Raw genomic sequence first — 20,960 nt, forward strand, 5'->3', positions numbered from 1 at the left:
GCTCCTTGCGTAGCGTTGGGTGGTGCTGCCGTCAGGCTGCTCCAAGTCGCAGCTGGGCACTGCCCAGGGAATCCAGCCCGGTGACGGGCTGCACCTTCAGGCCGCCTGCGCCGGCCGAATCGAACCATTGCTGGTAGGCTCCCTGCAGAAAACCCACGGCCCAATCCGCCTGCGACGTGCCGAAGGCCGCGGCCAGCGGGCAGAACCGGTGGCGGATATCCATGCCTGCCGGCGTCTGGGCAATGTCGACACGCCCCCAGTCCAGCGGACCCCAAACAGCATTCATGGCCGCCTGCAACCCTTCGATGGTGTCGGATGCCGCCAGCGGGTTCTGGCTGGCGAAACGCACACCGATGCGTGCCATCAACAGCGCCACGTCCTGCGCCGGCAGCGCTGCGGAGAATTCCTGGCCCAGCGCGTTGAGGAAACCACGCCACTGGCGCCCACACTGCAGCTGCTGCGCGTAGGCTGTATCCAGGACGGGAGCGGTGGGAGGATGGGCAGTGTTGGGCATGTCGATGCGGTTGTTGAGTGAGCGGCGTACGCTGCTTGTACCCAGTTGCAGTGCAAGATTGGCAATGACTTTAACTAAGGGAAACGCATTTTCAATCAATGCAATGCATTATTGACTTTTGTTGACAGGCTTTGCAAAGCACAACGGGCGCTCCAGGCGCCCGTTGTGCTTCAAGACTGAAGCGCCACGCTGCAATGGCGTGGCGCCGACGCGATGCTCAATGCACCACCATCAGGCTGAATGGCCAGACATAGGCCTGCAGCGTCACGTACAGGCCCACCAGGCAGGCCAGCGCGATCGAGTGGAAGAACACGTAGCGCAGGATGTCGCCTTCGTGGTCGAACCAGCGCGTGGCGGTCGATGCCACGACGATGGACTGGGCATCGATCATCTTGCCCATCACCCCGCCCGAGCTGTTGGCCGCGCCCATCAGGTTGGGCGACAGGCCGAGCTGCTCGGCCGCCACCTTCTGCATGCCACCGAACAACACGTTCGATGCCGTATCGGAGCCGGTCAGCGCCACGCCCAGCCAGCCCATCAGCGTACCGAAGAACGGGTACAGCACGCCGGTGTTGGCGAACGCCAGGCCGAGCGTGGTGTCGGTGCCCGAGTAGCGCGTCAGCGTACCCAGCGCCAGCATCAGCACGATGGTGAGCAGCGAATACTTCACCAGCCACAGCGTCTTGAAGAAGGTGCGCACGATGGCCACCACGTTGTACTTCATGACCAGCGCGCTGACGATGGCCGACAGCAGGATGCCGGTGCCGGTGGCCGACAGCAGGTTCAGCGTGTAAACCGCGCCCTCCTTGGTCGGCACGGGCACGACCGGCGGCACCTTCTCGATCATCTGGTGCAGGCCCTGCATCGGAAAGGCCGGCGCGAAGACGCCATTCAGCCAGGCCTTCACGGACGGCAGGCCCCAAATGAACACAAACACCGACAGGATGACCCAGGGTGTCCAGGCGGCGATCAATGCCTGCCTGCTGTGCTGGCGCACCGGCTGCGGTGGCTTGGCCTCGGCGGCGCTGGGGTCGTGCCCACGCAGCGAGGGCGACGTCCACACCGTCTTGGGCTGCCATACACGCAGGAAGGCCACCAGGCAGGCCATGGAGATGATGGCAGCGATGATGTCCACCAGTTCCGGCCCAATGAAGTTGGACACCAGGTACTGCGGAATGGCGAACGAAACACCCGTCACCAGGACGGCCGGCCAGATTTCCATCATTCCCTTGCGACCGGCGAAGGCCCAGATCAGCCAGAACGGCACCAGCAGCGAGAAAAATGGCAGTTGGCGGCCGATCATCGCGGTGACTTCCATCAGGTCATAGCCATGCACCTTGGCCAGCGTGATCACCGGCGTGCCCAGCGCACCGAAGGCCACCGGCGCGGTGTTGGCGATCAGCGACAGGCCCGAGGCGGCCAGCGGCGAGAAGCCCAGGCCGATCAGGATCGCCGCCGTCACCGCCACCGGCGTGCCGAAGCCGGCCGCTCCTTCGAAGAACGCGCCGAAGCAGAAGGCGATCAAGAGCAGCTGGATGCGCCGGTCCTCGGTGATGCCCGACAGTGAATCCTGCAGCACGGCGAAGCTGCCGTTCTGCTCGGTCAACTGGTGCAGGAAGATGATGTTCAGCACGATCCAGCCGATGGGCAACAGGCCCGTGAAGCCGCCGAACAGCGCCGCACGCCCGGCCATGTCGGCCGGCATCCCGTAGACCAGGATGGCCACGAGCAGCGCCGTCACCAGGCCCATGCCGGCGGCGATGTGCGCCTTGATGTGAAAGAAGCCCAGCGCCGCGAGCATCACCACCACTGGCAGCGACGCCAGAGCAGTGGAGATGACCATGTTGCCGAGCGGATCGTAGATTTGCTGCCAAACCATGAGCTTGTCCCCGTCGATGTAGAGATTGAGGGGACAGGGGCACATGCCCGCATCCCGCCGGTGCTGCAGACCCCTGCCTGCGCGCGGCTGAGACTGTAGAGGAGCCTCATGCGGGCACCATGTGAAAAAAACGATGCCGCGCGGTGAAGCATTTTCACGAACCGGAGCCCGGCGCAGCCTGCGGTTTCCACTAGCGCGGCGCGCCTCGGCTGTCGCTGCGGCGACAGCCGTTTCCCTCAGCGGCGAAAGTCAGGCCTGGGGATCGACCGCGGCGATGACGCCGCCGCCCAGGCAGATTTCACCGTCGTACAGCACCGCCGACTGCCCGGGCGTCACGGCCCATTGCGGCTCGGGAAAGCGCAGGCGGAAATCCGCGCCCGCGGCGCTCTCGACCTCGCATGCCGCGTCCTGCTGGCGGTAGCGCGTCTTGGCGGCGCAGCTGCCCGGTGCCGGCGGGCGGCCCGCCACCCAGCTGGCGTCCTGCGCCACCAGGCGCTGCGACAGCAGCCAGGGATGGTCGTGGCCCTGCACCACGCGCAGGATGTTGGTGTCGAGCTCCTTGCGCGCCACGAACCAGGGCGCATGCTCGCCGCCGCCGCGCGCCGCGCCCTTGTCCTTGACCCCGCCGATGCCCAGGCCCTGGCGCTGGCCCAGCGTATAGAAGCTCAGCCCCACATGCCGGCCCAGCCGGCGCCCGCGCTCGTCCAGGATGGGCCCCGGCGCATGCTGGATGTAACGGTTCAGGAACTCGCGGAAAGGCCGCTCGCCGATGAAGCAGATGCCGGTGGAGTCCTTCTTCTTCGCGTTCGGCAGGCCGATCTCGTCCGCGATGCGACGCACCTCGGTCTTCTTCAGCTCGCCCACCGGGAACAAGGTGCGCGCCAGCTGGGCCTGGTTCAGCCGGTGCAGGAAGTAGCTCTGGTCCTTGGCCGGGTCCAGCCCCTTGAGCAGTTCGTGCAGCCCGGTGGCGGCGTTGAAGCGCACGCGCGCGTAGTGCCCGGTGGCGATCTTCTCGGCGCCCAGGCGCATGGCATGGTCCAGAAACGCCTTGAATTTGATCTCGGCATTGCACAGGACATCCGGGTTGGGCGTGCGCCCGGCCTGGTACTCGCGCAGGAACTCGGCGAACACCCGGTCCTTGTACTCGGCGGCGAAGTTCACGTGCTCGATCTCGATGCCCAGCACGTCCGCCACGCTGGCGGCGTCCAGAAAGTCCTGGCGCGACGAGCAGTGCTCGCTGTCGTCGTCGTCCTCCCAGTTCTTCATGAAGATGCCGACCACTTCGTGGCCCTGCTGCTTCAGCAGATGGGCGGTGACGGCCGAATCCACACCGCCGGACAGGCCGACCACGACACGTTGCTTGGCTCTGGACATAGGCGCGCGATTATCCGGCGGCGCCAAAGCCCCCGCGCTCAAGGGGCGGCAGCAGCGATGCCCACGTTCTGCACCGACACATCGGTATGCACCAGCGACAAAGGGTGCCGCTGCCCCGCCAGGTAATCCTCCAGCGTGCGCAGCAGCAGCGGACTGCGATGGCGCTCGGGGCAGGCGCGGATCTCGTCGGCGGTCAGCCAGACAGTGCGCACGATGCCCGCGTCCAGCGCGCGCCAGGCATGGTGCGCACCCAGCCGGCCAGCGAAGGCAAAGCGCATGTAGGTCAGGTCGTCGCCGGTGCGCGTCTTGATGAAGCGGTTCAGGTACACGCCGATCAGCGCCTCGGGCACGAAGTCGTGCGCGGTTTCTTCCAGCACCTCGCGCGCGCAAGCATCCTGCGGCGACTCGCCCGGGTCGAGGTGCCCGGCCGGGTTGTTCAGCTTCAGGCCGTCGGTGGTGTTTTCCTCGACCAGCAGGAAGCGGCCTTCGCGTTCGATCACGGCGGCCACGGTGACGTTGGGTTTCCAGCGGTGGGGCATGGCGGCCGATTATCACCATCACGTGCCGCCACCTGCGCTGCATCAGGGGCGCCGGCGCTGGGCGGCCAGATAATGCACGCGACTTTTTTGTAATTCCATGCTGCAACGCCTTCGCCAACACCGCCCACTGCGCACCCTGGTGCCCGGTCTGGTGGCGCTGGCTTGGCTGGTGGCGCTGCTGGCCGGGGTGCCGACACGCCAGGCAGTGCAGCCACTGGCCGACAGCAGTACCGCGGCGCTGCACGAGGTCTGCCTGGGCGCCGTGCCGGGTGCCGACGCACCCGCCGCAGCACCCGACCATTCCGCAGGCCACCAGCACCATGCCGATCCGGGCTGTGTGCTGTGCCTAGCGCTGGGCGACGCGCCCGGCCTGGCGCTGGCGCCGCAGCGCCCGCCCGCGCCCGATACACAGCGGCCGGCGCAGGGGCGCAGCGCGGCCCATACCGCGTGGCGCGCCCTGGCACCGCTGCCCGCGCGCGGGCCGCCGCTGCGCGCCTGACCCGGCGCGGTCCTTTCGCTCCCCACATTCCTGCTGCGCACGCCGCGTGGTCTGGCCGATGACGGCCATGCCGCGCCGCGTGGCCGCAGCCCGCATTTTCGCGGGCGGCAGGTTCTCGGGCGGGGTGCCGCGCCACGCCTTGCAGGCGGCGCCCGGCCACGGCCGGCGCCCGCCAGCCGCGTTTTTTTGTTTTCCGTCCTGCGTCCGTACCCGGCCCGGCGCGCCTGAGCGCGCGGGCGGCACGGACGGGATGCACCCGCCTTTGCACCATGTCCATTGACCATTTCCCCGCAGCCATGGCTGCCGCGCGGCCTGCCGCCGCCCGTTCACGCTCCGCGCTGCTGACCCGCAGCGCCACCGCCCTCGCCTGCGCACTGACCTGCGCCGGGGCCATCGCCGCCGAGGCGGCCGACGCTCCCGGGGCCGATGGCCCCACCCTGCGCCCGGTGGTCGTCACCGCCGTGCACGACCACTCGTCCACCCAGGTGGTGGCCGACCCGAAGCAGCCGCGCCAGCCGATGCCGGCCAGCGACGCGGCCGACTACCTCAAGACCATTCCCGGCTTCTCGGCTATCCGCAGCGGCGGCTCCAACAGCGACCCGGTGCTGCGCGGGCAGTTCGGTTCGCGCCTGCCGCTGCTGACCGACGGCACGCAGCTGCTGGGCGCCTGCCCGGGCCGCATGGACGCGCCCAGCTCGTACATTTCGCCCGAGACCTTCGACACGCTGATCGTCACCAAGGGCCCGCAGACCGTGCTGTGGGGCCCGGGCGCGTCGGCCGGCGTGGTGCGCTTCGAGCGCGAGCGGCCCGACTTCACCGAAGCCGGCGTGCGCCTGAACGCCAGCGCCCTGGTGGCCAGCCACGGCCGCGCCGACCAGCGCGCCGACCTGGTCGCGGGCAACGAACGGCTGTATGTGCGCGCCGCGGCCAACCACTCGCGCAGCGATGACTATCGCGACGGCCACGGCCGGCGCGTGCCCTCGGCCTGGGACAAGTGGAACACCGATGTCGCCCTCGGCCTAACGCCCAGCGCCGATACGCTGCTGGAGCTGAGCGCCGGCGCCGGCGACGGCGAGGCACGCTATGGCGGGCGCGGCATGGACGGCACGCAGTTCCGCCGCGACAGCTGGGGACTCAAGTTCGACCAGCGCAACCTGACGCCCTGGTTCACGCGCCTGCAGGCGCAGGTCTATCGCAACGACGCCGACCACGTCATGGACAACTACACGCTGCGCCCGTTCACGCCCGGCGGCGGCATGTCCATGCCCATGGCCAGCAACGTGCGCCGCCTGACCAGCGGCGCGCGCGTCGCCGCCACGCTGCAGTGGCAGCCCGACTGGCAGCTGGATCTGGGCGTGGACGCGCTGCGCAGCCCGCACGAGCAGCGCAGCGGATCGCCCACCAGCCCCTACGCCAGCCAGCCCTGGCAGCGCAACGCGCGCCTGGACCAGCAGGGCGTGTTCGCCGAGCTGGCCTGGCAGCAGACCCCCGATACGCGCTGGGTCGGCGGCCTGCGCCTGGACCGCGCACGCGCCTGGCGCTACCCGCTCGCCAGCAGCGGCCACGGGCATATGGACATGAGCGCCGATGGCGGCATGCACGGCGCCATGGCACAGGCCATGGACATGGGCGGCCACGGCGCCATGCCCATGCCGATGCCCGCGGCGGGTGCCGAGCGCCGCACCGATGGCACGCTGCCCAGCGGCTTCCTGCGCTGGGAGCGCCAGCTGACCCCGCAAGGCGCGTCGGTGTATGCCGGCATCGGCCACGTGCAGCGCGCGCCCGACTACTGGGAGCTGATCTCGCCGAGCAACAGCGCCGCCGGCGCCGGCAACGCCTTCGCCACGCTGCGCCCGGAAAAGACCACGCAGTTGGACCTGGGCGCGCAGTGGCAGGACGCGCAGTGGCGCGTCTGGGGCGCGGCCTACGCCGGCTGGGTCCGCGACTACATCCTGTTCGATTACGCCGGCATGGCCTCGAACGTGCGCAACGTCGATGCCCGCACCGCCGGCTTCGAGCTGGGCGCCAGCCGCCAGTTGCCCGCCGGCTGGTCGGCGCAGGGTACGCTGGCCTACAGCTGGGGGCGCAACGCCAGCGACGGCGGGGCGCTGCCGCAGATGCCGCCGCTGGAGGCGCGCCTGGGCCTGGACTGGTCGCAGGGCGACTGGAGCGCCGGCGCGCTGTGGCGCCTGGTGGCCGCGCAAAAGCGCAGCGCCCCCGGCCAGGGCAACGTGGTCGGGCGCGACCTCGGGAACAGCGCCGGCTTCGGCGTGCTGTCGCTGCACGCCGGCGCGCGCGTGAACGGGCACCTGAAGCTGGTCGCCGGCGTGGACAACCTGCTGGACAAGGCCTACGCCGAGCACCTGAACCTGGCCGGCAACGCCGGCTTCGGCTACCCCGGCACGGCGCGCATCAACGAGCCCGGGCGCACCTTCTGGCTGCGCGCCGACGTGCAGTTCTGACCCGATGCCGCGGCGGCGCCTTGCCAAGCCGCCGCCATGGGCAGGGCCGTGGATTCAGGGTCAAATCGGCCTGCAGCCCATATATATCAATGGCCTCCAGCTATTATTATGATAGTGAAAACGCCATGTACCGCGCGTCCGCGCCATAGCCGTCCAGGTACCGGCGCTGGCGCGCATCGGCCACGCCCTGCACCGCATAGCCGCGCCGCGCCCACCAGTGCCGCGAGCCCTGCACCGACACCAGCGCCGTGTGCCGCAGCCCCTCGGCGCGTGCCCGGTCCAGGGCCGTGGCCAGCAGCGCCGCCGCCAGCCCCTGGCCGGCGCACGCAGGCAGCACCGCCAGGTCGTGCAGGTACAGCGTGTCGGGCTGCGCCGTGGCCGTGAAGTCGCCGTGCAGCGGCGTGATACAGCCCAGGCGCGAGGCATAGGCCGCCAGATAGGCCAGCACCGCGCCGTCCGCGCCACGCAGCACCAGCGAGCGCTGCGCCGGGCTGGCCAGGCGGCGCGCGAAGACCTCGGCGCCCTCGACGAACCGCGTGCCGTAGCAGGCCTGCTGCACCGCCAGCAGGCCGGGCAGGTCGGCCACGGTCAATGCGCGCGGCTGGCGCGCGGCAGCGCGGGCGGCCACGGCCAGCACAGGCGCCGGCGGGGCGCCGCTCACCGTGGCAGGTCGGGGCGCGGCAGGTAGTCGTCCAGCGACAGTCCCTTGTCCGCCAGCAGCCCGCGCAGCACCGGCTCCAGCGCGCCCAGACTGTCCTGCACCGCCTCGCGCACGGTGTCCACCACCACCTGGGTGCCGCGCTCGATCTCGACGTTCAGCAGGTCGCCCGCACGCAGGCCCTCGAACACCGTGGCGCGGCGCGTCTCGGGGATCAGCCAGACCTCGAACCAGCCGGCGCGCCGGTCCACCTCGGCCACCGTCAGGCTGGCGCCGTGCAGGGCGATGTAGCCCTTGGCGAAGATGTAGCGCCGGTGCGACTCGGGCACGGCCACGCGCCACACCAGGTTGTTTTCCAGCGTGCGCACGCTGTCCAGGCGCGCGGTGAAGTCGATGTGGCCCGACAGCGGGTGGCCGCCAATCTCGGCGCCGTCCTTGGCAGCGCGCTCGACGTTCACCAGCCCGCCCTGCGCGTAGCGGCCCAGCGTGGTCACAGCCAGGCTCTGCTGCATGACATCGAAGCGCGCCCGGGTGGGCGAATCGATGTCGGTCACCGTCAGGCACACGCCGTCGACGGCGACACTGGCGCCGATCGCCAGATCGGTGCAGAAACCCTCGGGGAAGTCGATGGTGAAAGTGCGCAGGCCGGCGCGATCCTCAATGGCGGCGATGGCCGCCGTGGCCTGGACGATGCCTGTGAACATGAGCAAAAAACCGCCGCGCGGGCCGGGCAAAAACCGGGGATTGTGCCAGCCGCCCCCCCGGCCCGTCCGGCGGCGCTTCACGCGTCCACGGCCACCGGCACGCGCGGCGCCAGCGCGCACATCAGCTCGTAGCCGATGGTGCCGGCCGCCTGCGCCACCTCGTCGATGGACAGCAGCGCGCCGCCCGCGTCGCGGCCCCACAAGGTGACGCGGCTGCCGATGTCGGCCTGCGGCACTGGTGTCAGGTCCACGGCCAGCATGTCCATGCTGACGCGCCCTACCAGCTGGGTGCGCACGCCATCCACCAGCACCGGCGTGCCGTCCGGCGCGTGGCGCGGGTAGCCGTCGGCGTAGCCGCAGGCGACCACGCCGATGCGCATCGCTGCCGGCGCGACAAAGCGCGAGCCGTAGCCCACGCTGTCGCCCGCGGCCAGCTGCTGCACCGCGATCAGGCGCGAGGCCAGCGTCATCGCCGGTTGCAGCTGCCAATCGGCGGCCGTGCGCTCGGGATGGTCCGGGGCGCTGCCGTACAGCGCGATGCCGGCGCGCACCCAGTCCAGGCGCACCTCGGCCTGCAGCCCGTGGCGCAGCAGCGCCGCGCTGTTGCAGATGCAGCGCTCGCCGTCCAAGTCGCGCGTGGCCTCCTGGAAGGCGGCCAGCTGGTGCGCGATGCCGCGCGCGCCGTCGGCGTCGGAAAAATGCGTCATCAGCGCGATCTCGTCCACCTGCGGCAGCGCCGACAGGCGCGCCCAGGCGGCGCGAAAGCGCTGCGGCGTGAAGCCCAGGCGGTTCATGCCCGAATTCATCTTCAGGAACACCCGGTGCGGCGCCTGCGTCTTGTGCGCCGACAGCCAGTCGATCTGCGCATCGCAGTGCACCACGTGCGCCAACTGCAAGCGCGAGCACAGCTCCAGGTCGCGCGCCTCGAAGGCGCCCTCCAGCAGCAGGATCGGACCGCGCCAGCCCAGCGCGCGCAAACGCCGGGCCTCGTCCAGGTCCAGCAGCGCGAAGCCGTCGGCCGCGCGCAGGGCATCGAACACGCGCTCGATGCCGTGGCCGTAGGCGTCGGCCTTGACCACCGCCCACACGCGCGCGTCCGGCGCGGCGCGGCGCGCGCGCTCCAGGTTGGCACGCACGGCGGCTGGGTGGATGGTGGCGTGGATAGGGCGCGGCATGGCAGGGGCGTACAGAGGGGAAACGCGCCCTATTCTGGCATCGGGCCCCGCAACCCGCGTGCTATAACCGCCCGTCGCTCCCCGGAGTGCTTGGAGTTTTCAATGGCCGCCAGCAGTGCCTGGCGGCGCATCGCCCCCCGATGAAGCGCGGTTTCTACACCATCATGTCGGCGCAGTTTTTCAGCTCGCTGGCCGACAACGCCTTGTTCGTGACCGCGGTGGAGCTGCTGCGCACCGGCGGCGCGCCCGAGTGGCAGCGCGCCGCGCTGGTGCCGATGTTCGCGCTGTTCTACGTGGTGCTGGCGCCCTTCGTCGGGGCGTTTGCCGACTCGCAGCCCAAGGGCCGCGTCATGTTCATCAGCAACGCCATCAAGATGGTCGGCTGCCTGATGATGCTCTATGGCTCGCACCCGCTGCTGGCCTACGCCGTGGTCGGCCTGGGCGCCGCCGCCTATTCGCCCGCCAAGTACGGCATCCTGACCGAGTTGCTGCCGGCCTCGCAGTTGGTGCAGGCCAACGGCTGGATCGAGGGGCTGACGATCGCCTCCATCATCCTGGGCGTGCTGCTGGGCGGGCAGCTGGTGGCGCCGCACCTGTCGGGCATCCTGCTGGGGCTGGACTTTCCGCTGCTGGATTTCGGCATCGAGCGCCCGGCCGAGGCGGCCATCATGGCGCTGGTGCCGATCTACGGCCTGGCGGCCTGGTTCAACCTGCGCATCCCGCACACCGGCGTGGAGATGCGCGCCATGCCGCGCAACCCGCTGGCGCTGCTGCCCGACTTCTGGACCTGCAACGGCCGCCTGTGGCGCGACCGGCTGGGGCAGATCTCGCTGTCCACCACCACGCTGTTCTGGGGCGTGTCAGGCAACCTGCGCTACATCGTGCTGGCCTGGAGCGCGGCGGCGCTGGGCTACGGCGTCACGCAGGCCTCGGCGCTGGTCGGCGTGGTGGCCATCGGCACCGCCGTGGGCGCGGTGCTGGCGTCCATGCGCATGCGCCTGGACACCGCCACGCGCGTCATTCCGCTGGGCATCGCCATGGGCGTGTTCGTGATGCTGATGAACGTCATCCACAGCATCTGGCTGGCGATTCCCTTCCTGATCATCCTGGGCGGGCTGGGCGGCTTCCTGGTGGTGCCGATGAACGCGCTCTTGCAGCACCGCGGGCACAACCTGATGGGCGCCGGGCGCTCGATCGCCGTGCAGAACTTCAATGAGCAGGCGGCCATCCTGGGCATGGGCGCGTTCTACAGCCTGTCCACCAAGTTCGGCCTGTCGGCCTTCGGCGCCATCACCGTCTTCGGGCTGCTGGTGGCGGTGGTGATGGCGCTGATCGGGCGCTGGCACGCGCGCAACGTGCGCTGCCACCCGGCGGAGATGGAACACCTGCTGAAGATCGCGCGCAGCGACCACCACTGACGCCACTCCTGTTTCGATAGCTTGACGCCCTTGTAAACAAAGGGCTGGAGCCACTTTTTGCATGAAAAGCCCGCTGCCTGTTCTGGCCCTGCTGTTCAACACCCTGATCTGGGGCCTGGCCTGGTGGCCGTTCAAGCACATGCTGGGCGCCGGGCTGCACCCGCTGTGGGCCACGGCGCTGATGTACGCGGCCATCGTGCTGGTGCTGACGGCACTGCGCCCGCAGGTCTGGCGCCAGGCGCTGGGCGTGCCGGCGCTGCTGCTGCTGGCGCTGAACGCCGGCATCAACAACGTCGCCTTCAACTGGGCCATCGGCATCGGCGACGTGGTGCGCGTGGTGCTGGTGTTCTACCTGATGCCGGCCTGGGCGGTGCTGCTGGCCTGGCGCATCCTGGGTGAGCGGCCCACGCCGGCCGCGCTGGCGCGCCTGGCCCTGGCGTTCGCCGGAGTGCTGCTGGTGCTGTGGCCGGCCGAGGGCGGCGTGCAGCGCCTGGCCGGCGCGCTGGGCCTGGCCGACGGCCTGGCGCTGCTGGGCGGCTTCACCTTCGCGCTGAACAACGTGCTGCTGCGGCGCATGTACCAGGTGCCGGGGCAGGCGCGCATGCTGGCGATGTTCGCCGGCTGCATGGCGATGGCGCTGCTGGCGGCGCTGGCCGGCCAGCCACTGGGGCTGGTGACGCCGCTGCCGGCGTTCGATCCGGCCTGGGCGCTGCCGGCGGCGGCGCTGGCACTGGCGCTGATGGCCGGCAACTGGGCGCTGCAGTACGGCGCGGCGCGGCTGGCCGCCGGCACCACGGCGCTGGTCATGCTGACCGAGGTGGTAATCGCCGCCGGCTCGTCGATGCTGGCCGGCGCCAGCCAGCCCAGCTGGCGCACGCTGGTCGGCGGCCTGCTGGTCATGAGCGCGGCGCTGGCCGCGGCGCGGCGCGACTGAGCGCGCCTACAGCCGCCGGCGCCAAGGCCTGACGCCGCAGGGGCATGCGGGCAGGGCAGACTGCGGCGACCTTCCCACTGATCGACAGGAGCCGCCATGAGCCCCACGACCCGCCACGCCACGCTAGCCCTGGCGCTGGCCTGCGCCGCCGTCCTGGCCGCCTGCGAGCGCAACGACCGCAGCCCGCCGGTGACCAACCAACCCGCCATGCCCCAGCTGACGCCGCCCGCCGCCGGCGCGGTGCCCGCCGCTGCCCCCACGCCGGTGCCCACGCCGCTGCCCGAGCGCCAGACCTCTGAAACGCCCGCGGCGACACCCGACGCCAATGTCCAGGCCCTGCCCTCCGACCCGTCCACGCCATCCGAGGGCAACCGCAGCCCGGCGCAGGGCGACCACGCGCCGGTGCCGGCCGCCACCCAGGGCGAGCGCGCCGCCGTGCAACCGGCCGGCACCAGCACCAGCGTCCCCAGCCCGATGGGGCCGGGCGCCGGTGACGGGGCCTCCAACGCGCCGGCCGGTAGCGGCGCCAGCAACGCCGGCACCACCACCGGCACCCCGGGCAACGAGGGGCGCGCCGCCGGCTCGCCTGGCACCTCGGGCGCGGCATCCGGCCAGCCGCAGACCGCCGTGCCCGGCGCGGCGCGCTGAGCCGGCAACGCGCACACGCTCTGGCGCTGCGCATTGCGCTGCGCGGCGTGCGCGCCGCAGACACAAAAAGGGGCCGGCACAGGCGTGCGGCCCCTTCTTTTTTCGCAGGTATTCACCGAAGCGGCGCACGCCGTCAAGCCCTGCCGCGCGCTCGGGCGCGCCAACCGGCGCCCCGCCGGGTCAGTCCTGCGGCGCAGCAGGCATGTCGGCGTTGGCGTAGGTGTCAGTGCCGGGAGTGGTGCCGGCGGTGGCCTGTGCGGCAGGCGCCTTGTCGGCAGCGGCGGCTTCGGCGGCCGGCTCGGCCGGAGCGCGCAGGCGGCGCGCGCGCGCCAGCTGCTGCGTGACCTGGCGCCGGTCCATGCCGTACATGTCGGCGAAATGCTCGGGCGTGGCGCCGCTGGCCTCGAAGGCTCGCAGCAGCGCCTCGGCGCGCGCATCGCGCTCGGCGACCTCGGCGAAGGCCTCGTCCAGCAGCGCGTTGGCGCGCTCGTCGCGCCCGCGCACCAGCAGGTCGTAGGCCTCGCGCGTCAAGCCGCTGGCCTCGTAGGCCTGGGCGATGCGCCGGCGCAGCTTCTCCTGCAGATCCTCGCCGTCGCGCGGACGGCGGCGGCGGAACACCTCCAGCAGGGCGTGGTGCACGTGCTCGGGCGCCATGGCTTCGACGCGCGCGCCGGCCAGGTCGTGGCGCGGCTGGCCGCTGGCCACCGCCGTCAGGTAGCGCGTGGAACGGGTGTGCAGCGCCAGCGCCGTTTTCAGCGCGTCCTTGTCGATCTCGGCGTGCGCCGCCAGCAGGTCATGGAAGATGCCGCGCTTGAGCGGCAGGGGCTGCGCGCCGAACAGCCGCGGGTGCCACTGCGCCAGCTGGTCCAGCAGCGGATGGTGACGGCGCGCCGCGCCGGGTACGCCAGACGCGGGAGCGCCGGCTGCCGGGACGGCGGTGCCTGCCGCATCCGGCCTGCCGCCACGGCCGCGGCCGCGTCGGTTGGGGCGGCGCGCGCCGCCAGCCGGCGCGGCAGCGCTCGCCTCGGCGGCAGCGGCGTCCGACGCGGCACCCTCGGCAGGCACAGCGCCTTCCGCCGCTGGCGCGCTGGCGCCGTCGGCCGCTGCCGGAGCGGGCACCGGGGCGGGCGCGGGAGCGGCAGGGGCCGCGTCACCGGCGGGCGGCAGGGGGGCGTTCACGGATTCGTCGTTCATGGCTGGCTTCGGACAAGGCGCGGCGCGCAGGCCGGCGCCGGTCGGTGCGGAAAACCCGCCATCATGCCACCAGCGCCTCGTCCAGCGCCTCAATCCAGTGCCGTACCGGCGTGGCGGTGCCGCTTTGCAGGTGCTGGATGCAGCCGACGTTGCCCGAGACAATGGCCGCCGGCGGCTGGTCGGCGAACACCTCGCCCAGGGCGCCCAGCTTGCGGTCGCGCAGCTGGTGCGACAGTTCCGGGTTCAATACCGAATACGTCCCGGCCGAGCCGCAGCACAGGTGCGACTCGGTGCGCGCCAGGCGCAGCGTGAAGCCCAGCGCCCCCAGCCCGCGCTCGACGCCACCGCGCAGTTTCTGCCCGTGCTGCAGCGTGCACGGCGGGTGGTAGGCCAGCGGCGCGGCGGGCGCGCGCACCTTGCCGTGCAGCTGCGCCACCAGGTCGGGCAGCAGCTCGGACACGTCGCGCGCCAGCTGGCTGATGCGCGCCGCGCGCTCGGCGTAGCGGGCATCGCCGCGCAGCAGGTGGCCGTATTCCTTGACGGTGACGCCACAGCCCGAGGCGTTGATGACCAGCGCCTCGACCTCGCCACGCTCGATGTACGGCCACCAGACGTCGATGTTGGCGCGCATCTGCGCCAGCCCGCCGTCCTGGTCGTTCAGGTGGAACTTGATGGCCCCACAGCAGCCCGCCTCGCGCGCGATGACGCACTCGATGCCGGCCGCGTCCAGCACGCGCGCGGTGGCGGCGTTGATGTTCGGTGCCATCGCCGGCTGCACGCAGCCGGCCAGCATCAGCACCTTGCGGGCGTGGCTGCGCGTGGGCCAGGGGCGCGCGCGCTGCTCGGGCGAATCCGGCGGCGGCACCTTGTCGCGCAGGCGCTCGGGCAGCAGGCCGCGCACCGCTTGGCCGGCCTTCAAGGCCGGGCCGAACAGCGGCGAGGGCAGCCCCTCCTTGAGCGCCCAGCGCACGGCGCGCTCGCCCATCGGCCGTGGCACCTGCTCGTCCACCAGCTTGCGGCCGATGTCCACCAGGTGGCCGTACTGCACGCCGCTGGGGCACGTGGTCTCGCAGTTGCGGCAGGTCAGGCAGCGGTCCAAGTGCAGTTGCGTCTTGCGCGTGGGCTGCTCGCCTTCCAGCACCTGCTTGATCAGGTAGATGCGTCCGCGCGGGCCGTCCAGCTCGTCGCCCAGCAGCTGGTAGGTCGGGCAGGTGGCGGTGCAAAAGCCGCAGTGCACGCACTTGCGCAGGATGGCCTCGGCTTCCTGCCCTTCGGGCGTGCCGGCGTATCGGGGGCTGAGCTGGGTCTGCATGGTGTCGTGCCTCGTGAGAAGGGGACCGGTGGGCCGGCCCGCAAGGGGGAAAAATTCTTGAATGTCTTCAGCGGCCTGTCAGCCGGAAAAAACCGCCAGCGCCGTGCCGTGCGTTCACGCGCCGTCGCCGCGCCGCGCGCGCCACCAGGCGGCCAGGCGCTGAGCGTCGGCCAGCAGCGGGGGCAGCGACAGCGCCAGCAGCAGCGCCGCCTGCGGCACCACCCAGACGAAGCCGAAGGTCTGGAAGCCCGCCGCGCCGACCACGCCGCCGCCGGTGAACAGCAGCAGCAAGCTGGCAAACAGGCGCACCCGCTGCCGGTTGGCGCGCACCCGGGCCGCGCGCGGCGTGCCGGCGCGGTTCCAGTACAGCATCTTGCCCAGCTCGATGCCGAGGTCGGTGACCACGCCGGTCATGTGCGTGGTGCGGATCTGCGCCGAGCTCATCTTGGTGACCACGGCGTTCTGCAGGCCCATCATGAAGGCCAGCAGCAGCACCGTCAGCGGCACGGCAAAGGGCGTTGGCCACTGCTGCAGCGCCGCGCCCAGCAGGCCGAACAGCAGCATCAGCACGGCTTCGAGCAGCAGCGGCAGCGCGTACGCCCCGCCCAGGTGCTGCTGGCGCGCCCAGTTCACCAAGATGGCGGTGGTGCCGGCGCCCGACATGAAGGCCCACAGCGCGCCGATGGCCGCCAGCACCAGCGCGAACTCGCCGATCACCAGGCTGTCGGCCAGCGTGGCCAGAAAGCCGGTCATGTGCGAGGTGTACATGTGCACCGCCATGAAGCCGCCGGCGTTCATCGCGCCGGCGTTGAAGGCCAGCATCAGCCCCAGCGTGTGGTTGGTGGCGCGCGTGCGGTGGCGTGCCGCCAGGTGGCGCAGCACGCGCAGCGTCATGGCGCGGCGCTGAAGACCCCGGCCGGATCGAAGGCATGGCGCAGCCGCTGGTGGATCGCGGCCAGCGCCGGATCGTTCAGGTCAAAAAGGCCCGAAGCCCTTTTAGAACAAGGGTACTCAGCTATGAAAATATGAGCACTTCCGCCCACGGCACGGGCCAGCTCGGCCAGCTGCGCGCCGTGTTCGGGCGCGGCCTGCACCCAGCGCAGCCCGCCCTGCCACTCGATGAGCGGCGCGGCCACGCCAGCGGGCAGCTGCAGCACCGGCGCCGTCTGCGGCAGCGACAGGCGCCACAGCGCCAGATCCGGTGCGCGGTCAGCGAACCAGGGCAGGCGCTGGTCGCGGCAGGCGTCCCAGTCGGCGCGCACGCCGTCGCTGTCCAGGCGCTCGCCGCCCATGCTGCGGCACGCTGCCTCGACGGCCGCGCGCGCGCCGCGCAGGCGCACGTACAGCTGGCCACGACCCTCGTCATGCACCCAGCAGCTGGCGTTCAGTGGCAGCGGCTGGCCGCCCCAGGCGTGCAGGCGCGCCAAGGCGTCGTCCTGCGCGCATTCAAAGCGCAGCGTGGCCTCGGCCGGGGCGAAGGGCAGCACCTTCAGGCTGACCTCGGTGATCGCGCCCAGGCGGCCCCAGCTGCCGGCCATCAGGCGCGACACGTCGTAGCCGGCGACGTTCTTCATGACCTGGCCGCCAAAGCGCAGCAGCTCGCCGCGGCCGTTGACGATCTCGGCGCCGAGCACGAAGTCGCGCACCGCGCCAACGCTGGCGCGCGCCGGGCCCGACAGGCCGGCCGCGACCATGCCGCCCACGGTGCCGCCGGCGGCATAGCGCGGCGGCTCGAAGGCCAGGCACTGGCCGCGCTCGGCCAGCAACTCCTCGACCTCGGCCAGCGGCGTGCCGGCGCGGGCGGTGACCACCAGCTCGCTGGGCTCGTAGCTGACCACGCCCGACCAGGCGCGCATGTCCAGCCGTTCCGCGCCATCGGTGGCGCCGCTGTCGGGGTGAAAGGCCTTGGTGCCGCCACCGGCGATATGCAAACGGGTGCGGGTCGCGGCGGCGGCGCACACGCGCTGCGAGATCTGGCTGAGGGCTGCGTCCATGGCGGGCGATGGTACGCCCGCACCCCGGTACGGGGCCTGTGCGGGTTGTTGATTTTTTTGAACGCGCGGCGTGAATCGGGGCGGACTGTGCACGGGCTGCTGCCGGCACGCTGCCGCCAGCCAAACGACTGGCGCGCGCTCAGCCCAGCTCGCACCAGGCCACAGGCAGGCCGGCCACCGGTGCACGCGCCTGCAGCACTTGGCCCGACAGCGGGTGCTGCGCCCGTTCGGCGTCGTCCGCGCCGCCGCGCGCGCTGGTCACCAGCAGCGTGCGCCCGTCGGCGCCGCCCAGGCAGGGCATGGTCGGAAAGCGCACCGGCAACGCCCGCTCGTCCAGCACCTGGCCGTCCGGCGCCAGGCGCAGCACCCGGCCGCCCTCGAACAGCGCGCACCAGTAGCCGCCCTCGGCGTCCACGCAGGCGCCGTCGGGCCGCCCGCCATAGGGCTGGCCGGCGGCCTCGCACTCGGCGCGCGTGGCGAAGCGGCGCAGCACGCGCGCGGCGCCCACCGGGTCGCCGTGGGCGTCGCAGTTCCAGGCGCGCACGGCGTGCGTCGGCGTGTCGGTGAAGTACAGCGTGCGACCGTCCGGCGACCAGCCCAAGCCGTTGGCCGTGGTCACGCCGTCGAAGATGCGCGCCACCCGCGGGCCACCCGGCGCGCGCAGGTCCACCCGGTACAGCGCGCCCACCGGCTGGCGCGGGCCGCTGGCCGGCTCGTGGATGCTGCCGACCCACAGACGCCCCTGCGCGTCGCACTTGCCATCGTTGGCGCGCTGGGTGGCGGCGTCGAACGGCAGGCGCGCCAGCTCGGTCAACGAGCCGCCCCATGCGGGTGCGTGGCAGATGCGCTCGCGCAGCGCCAGCACCAGGCCGGCCGGCTGGCCGCCGCGGCGCGCCGGGGCAACGCAGCCGGGCTCGGCCGGCAGGGCCCAGCGCTCGGGCGCACTGCCGTCCAGGAGCGCGCGCAGCACGGCACGGCCGGCAATGTCCACCCAGTACAGGCGCTGCTCCTGCGGGTGCCAGAAGGGCGACTCGCCCAACTGCGCCGGGTGGTCGGGGAAGGGGGCGGTCCAGGCGGCGGTCATCGGGGCATTGTCCGGCACGCGCCGCCTGGGGCCGCCTTCAGTGGTGGTAGGCGCGCTCGCCGTGGCTGCTGATGTCCAGGCCCTGGCGCTCGCAGTCGGCGTCCACGCGCAAGCCCACCAGCAGGCGCGCCACCTGGAAGGCCAGCAGCGCGGCCACGCCCGACCAGGCGATGGTCAGCAGCACGCTTTTCGTCTGCACCCACAGCTGCTGCCCGATGGCGAAGTCCGGCCCCTGCACGCCGCCCAGCGCCGGCGCGGCGAATACCCCGGTCAGCAGCGCGCCGACGATGCCGCCCACGCCGTGCACGCCGAACACGTCGAAGGCATCGTCCGCGCCCAGCAGGCGTTTGAGCCCGGACACGCCCCAGACGCACGCCGGGCCGGCCAGCGCGCCGATGGCGATGGCGCCCATCGGCCCGACGAAGCCCGCCGCCGGGGTAATGGCCACCAGCCCGCCCACGGCGCCCGAGGCCGCGCCCAGCATCGAGCCCTTGCCCTTGGTGAGCGCCTCCACCGCGATCCAGCCCAGCGTGGCCGCTGCCGCCGCCAGCACGGTGTTGACGAAGGCCAGCCCGGCGGCGGGCCCGGCGGTGCCGGCCGAACCGGCGTTGAAGCCGAACCAGCCCACCCACAGCAGCGACGCGCCGACCATGGTCAGCGTCAGCGAGTGCGGGGTGAAGGCCTCGCGGCCGAAGCCGATGCGCGGGCCCACCAGCCAGGCGCCCACCAGCCCGGCGACGCCGGCGTTGATGTGCACCACCGTGCCGCCGGCGAAGTCCAGCGCGCCGTCGCGCGCCAGCAGCCCGCCGCCCCAGACCATGTGCGCCAGCGGCACGTAGCTGATGGTGAACCACAGCAGCGCGAACAGCAGCACCGCCGCGAAACGCATGCGCTCGGCGAACGAGCCCACCACCAGCGCCACGGCGATGGCGGCGAAGGTGCCCTGGAAGGCGATGAACACGTACTCGGGGATGGTGGCCAGCGCGCCGACCGACTCCAGTCCCACGCCGCGCAGGAACAGCTTGGCGCCGTTGCCGATGAAGCGCCCTTCGCCCGAGAACGCCAGGCTGTAGCCGTACAGGCACCACAGCAGCGTCACCAGCGAGAACACGCAGAACACCTGCATCAGCACCGACAGCATGTTCTTGGCGCGGCCCAGGCCGCCGTAAAACAGCGCCAGTCCCGGGATGGTCATCAGGATGACCAGCAGCGTCGAGGTCAGCATCCAGGCGGTGTCGCCGGCGCTGATGGCTGGCGCGGCCGGGGCCTGCGCCAGCGCCGGCGCGCCGGCGGCCAGCAGCAGCAGGGCCACGCCGACGCGGCCCGGAGAAACAACAAGGGTACGCATGGTGGAGTCCTTTCGTTTCACAGGGCCTGCTCGCCGGTCTCGCCGGTGCGGATGCGCACCACGTCCAGCAGCTCGGTCACGAAAATCTTGCCGTCGCCGATGCGCCCGGTGCGCGCGGCCGCCTCGATGGCCTCGATGGCGCGCTCGACCAGGGCATCGGGCATGGCTGCCTCCAGCTTGACCTTGGGCAGGAAGTCGACGACGTATTCGGCGCCCCGGTACAGCTCGGTATGGCCCTTTTGCCGGCCGAAGCCGCGGGCCTCGGTGACGGTGATGCCCTGCACGCCGGCCTCGGCCAGCGCCTGGCGCACCTCGTCGAGCTTGAAGGGTTTGATGATGGCGGTGAGCAGCTTCATGGCAGCGTCCTCCTCACAGGGTCTGGGTCAGGGACAGGATCAGCCGGGTGTCGTTCACCGGCCCAAAGAACGCCTTGCGGCTGGCGCCGGTCACGCTGGCGCCCAGCGACAGGCCACGCCTCAGCTCGTGCGCCGCGCCCAGCTGCCAGTCCACGTAGTGCGGCACGCCCTGGGCGCGGATGTCGCTGGCGAAGTGCGTGTAGCCCAGCGCGGCCTTGAGCGTGGTGCCGGGCAGCACTTCGTGCGCCAGGCCCAGCAGCAGGTAGCCGGTGCCGCGCCCGCTCAGGCCCGAGCCGCCGTGCGCGCCGGCCCAGCCGAAATAGTCGCGCGAGACGGTGTGCGAATACCTGGCCGACAGCGGCCCCCGGCTGACGCCGGCGTACAGCTCGGTGGTGTTGCCGCTGGTGTTGCCGGGATAGACATAGGTCAGCGCGCCCAGGTCCCAGGCCAGGCTGGCGGCCTGGAATTTGTAGCCGCCGTAGACATCCATCTCCAGCGAGTTGCCCGCCAGCCAGTGGACGCTGGAGTTCCAGTTGCCCAGGTACCAGCCGGAATCGCCGAAGGCGTAGTCGAAACCGCCCTGCAGCGCCGGCTTGACGGCGCGCGTGCGGCTGCTGTCCTGGTCCTGGCCGCGGAACTTGTAGTTGCTGGTCAAGGACAGGTTGGCGCTCCACTGCGCGCCCGCCAGTACCGGGGCGGTGGCCAGCAAGCTCAGGCACAGGCCCCGGAGGGATGCGGAAATCATGGTCACTCCTCGTCAAGTCATGCCAAACCAGGCGTTGGCCCCTGGGTCTCAGCACGGACCGTGCCAGGCGCCGCGCGCGCCCGGGCAGCCCCGCCTGGCGTGGCGGCGGCGCCCTGCGCACAA

Annotated in this window: 20 protein-coding genes; 5 read left to right on the top strand and 15 right to left on the bottom strand. The window is 71.7% G+C overall.

Annotated elements, in window-relative coordinates:
• Positions 1 to 31 precede the first annotated feature (31 nt).
• The 4 genes from bcsD to BLQ61_RS03590 all read right to left on the bottom strand — a co-directional run bounded on the left by bcsD (position 32) and on the right by BLQ61_RS03590 (position 4,306).
• Positions 32 to 514, bottom strand: a complete 483-nt coding sequence (gene bcsD / locus BLQ61_RS03575) for a cellulose biosynthesis protein BcsD (RefSeq protein ID WP_091566780.1) — start codon at positions 512 to 514, stop codon at positions 32 to 34.
• Between the two features lie 217 nt (positions 515 to 731).
• The gene (locus tag BLQ61_RS03580) at positions 732 to 2,393 is read right to left on the bottom strand and encodes an L-lactate permease (protein WP_091566782.1); all 1,662 of its coding nucleotides are present in this window, start codon (positions 2,391 to 2,393) and stop codon (positions 732 to 734) included.
• 249 nt (positions 2,394 to 2,642) lie between these two features.
• Positions 2,643 to 3,767, bottom strand: coding sequence for a tRNA 2-thiouridine(34) synthase MnmA (gene mnmA, locus BLQ61_RS03585; RefSeq protein WP_091566784.1), 1,125 nt, complete (start codon positions 3,765 to 3,767; stop codon positions 2,643 to 2,645).
• 38 nt (positions 3,768 to 3,805) lie between these two features.
• A complete protein-coding gene (locus BLQ61_RS03590) occupies positions 3,806 to 4,306 on the bottom strand; it encodes an NUDIX hydrolase (RefSeq protein ID WP_091566786.1) in 501 nt (166 codons plus the stop codon).
• A 97-nt stretch (positions 4,307 to 4,403) separates the two neighbouring features.
• Between BLQ61_RS03590 and BLQ61_RS03595 the strand changes: the two genes are divergently transcribed.
• Both BLQ61_RS03595 and BLQ61_RS03600 read left to right on the top strand, forming a co-directional pair.
• Complete coding sequence (locus tag BLQ61_RS03595) at positions 4,404 to 4,805, top strand: hypothetical protein (RefSeq protein WP_091566788.1); 402 nt, start codon at positions 4,404 to 4,406, stop codon at positions 4,803 to 4,805.
• 269 nt (positions 4,806 to 5,074) lie between these two features.
• Positions 5,075 to 7,267, top strand: a complete 2,193-nt coding sequence (locus tag BLQ61_RS03600; protein WP_091566790.1) for a TonB-dependent copper receptor — start codon at positions 5,075 to 5,077, stop codon at positions 7,265 to 7,267.
• A gap of 106 nt (positions 7,268 to 7,373) precedes the next feature.
• Here BLQ61_RS03600 and BLQ61_RS03605 read toward each other — a convergent pair whose 3' ends face one another.
• From BLQ61_RS03605 to alr, 3 genes are all read right to left on the bottom strand, one after another.
• On the bottom strand, positions 7,374 to 7,904 hold the full coding sequence (locus tag BLQ61_RS03605; RefSeq protein WP_175488220.1) for a GNAT family N-acetyltransferase: 531 nt from the start codon (positions 7,902 to 7,904) through the stop codon (positions 7,374 to 7,376).
• A 20-nt stretch (positions 7,905 to 7,924) separates the two neighbouring features.
• Positions 7,925 to 8,629 carry a riboflavin synthase subunit alpha gene (locus tag BLQ61_RS03610; protein WP_091566791.1) on the bottom strand — a complete coding sequence of 235 codons (705 nt, stop codon included), beginning with the start codon at positions 8,627 to 8,629 and terminating at the stop codon, positions 7,925 to 7,927.
• A 77-nt stretch (positions 8,630 to 8,706) separates the two neighbouring features.
• Positions 8,707 to 9,804, bottom strand: a complete 1,098-nt coding sequence (gene alr / locus BLQ61_RS03615; protein ID WP_091566793.1) for an alanine racemase — start codon at positions 9,802 to 9,804, stop codon at positions 8,707 to 8,709.
• Positions 9,805 to 9,944: 140 nt separating this feature from the next.
• Between alr and lplT the strand changes: the two genes are divergently transcribed.
• The 3 genes from lplT to BLQ61_RS03630 all read left to right on the top strand — a co-directional run bounded on the left by lplT (position 9,945) and on the right by BLQ61_RS03630 (position 12,804).
• Positions 9,945 to 11,222, top strand: coding sequence for a lysophospholipid transporter LplT (gene lplT, locus BLQ61_RS03620; protein ID WP_091566795.1), 1,278 nt, complete (start codon positions 9,945 to 9,947; stop codon positions 11,220 to 11,222).
• 61 nt (positions 11,223 to 11,283) lie between these two features.
• Positions 11,284 to 12,156 carry a DMT family transporter gene (locus tag BLQ61_RS03625; protein ID WP_091566798.1) on the top strand — a complete coding sequence of 291 codons (873 nt, stop codon included), beginning with the start codon at positions 11,284 to 11,286 and terminating at the stop codon, positions 12,154 to 12,156.
• Between the two features lie 96 nt (positions 12,157 to 12,252).
• Entirely contained in the window at positions 12,253 to 12,804 is a 552-nt protein-coding gene (locus tag BLQ61_RS03630) for a hypothetical protein (protein ID WP_091566799.1), read from the top strand.
• A gap of 180 nt (positions 12,805 to 12,984) precedes the next feature.
• Here the strand turns inward: BLQ61_RS03630 and BLQ61_RS03635 are convergent, their stop codons facing one another.
• The 8 genes from BLQ61_RS03635 to BLQ61_RS03670 form a co-directional block, all read right to left on the bottom strand.
• Positions 12,985 to 13,998: a ProQ/FINO family protein gene (locus BLQ61_RS03635; RefSeq protein ID WP_091566801.1), complete on the bottom strand. Its 1,014-nt coding sequence runs from the start codon at positions 13,996 to 13,998 to the stop codon at positions 12,985 to 12,987.
• Positions 13,999 to 14,059: 61 nt separating this feature from the next.
• Positions 14,060 to 15,310 (bottom strand): glycolate oxidase subunit GlcF, encoded by a 1,251-nt coding sequence (gene glcF / locus BLQ61_RS03640; RefSeq protein ID WP_091566803.1) that lies wholly within the window; start codon positions 15,308 to 15,310, stop codon positions 14,060 to 14,062.
• 114 nt (positions 15,311 to 15,424) lie between these two features.
• Complete coding sequence (locus tag BLQ61_RS03645; RefSeq protein WP_245703855.1) at positions 15,425 to 16,198, bottom strand: YoaK family protein; 774 nt, start codon at positions 16,196 to 16,198, stop codon at positions 15,425 to 15,427.
• Positions 16,199 to 16,200: 2 nt separating this feature from the next.
• Entirely contained in the window at positions 16,201 to 17,304 is a 1,104-nt protein-coding gene (gene glcE / locus BLQ61_RS03650; RefSeq protein WP_091566807.1) for a glycolate oxidase subunit GlcE, read from the bottom strand.
• A 139-nt stretch (positions 17,305 to 17,443) separates the two neighbouring features.
• Positions 17,444 to 18,388, bottom strand: a complete 945-nt coding sequence (locus tag BLQ61_RS03655) for an SMP-30/gluconolactonase/LRE family protein (protein WP_091566809.1) — start codon at positions 18,386 to 18,388, stop codon at positions 17,444 to 17,446.
• A 37-nt stretch (positions 18,389 to 18,425) separates the two neighbouring features.
• The gene (locus BLQ61_RS03660) at positions 18,426 to 19,736 is read right to left on the bottom strand and encodes an ammonium transporter (RefSeq protein WP_091566811.1); all 1,311 of its coding nucleotides are present in this window, start codon (positions 19,734 to 19,736) and stop codon (positions 18,426 to 18,428) included.
• Positions 19,737 to 19,753: 17 nt separating this feature from the next.
• A complete protein-coding gene (locus BLQ61_RS03665; protein WP_091566813.1) occupies positions 19,754 to 20,092 on the bottom strand; it encodes a P-II family nitrogen regulator in 339 nt (112 codons plus the stop codon).
• Between the two features lie 13 nt (positions 20,093 to 20,105).
• Positions 20,106 to 20,837, bottom strand: coding sequence for a TorF family putative porin (locus BLQ61_RS03670; RefSeq protein WP_091566815.1), 732 nt, complete (start codon positions 20,835 to 20,837; stop codon positions 20,106 to 20,108).
• Between the last annotated feature and the right edge of the window lie 123 nt (positions 20,838 to 20,960).

Origin of the sequence: Oryzisolibacter propanilivorax (assembly GCF_900103645.1) — a bacterium.
In the GTDB taxonomy this organism is placed as follows: Bacteria; Pseudomonadota; Gammaproteobacteria; order Burkholderiales; family Burkholderiaceae_C; genus Melaminivora; species Melaminivora propanilivorax.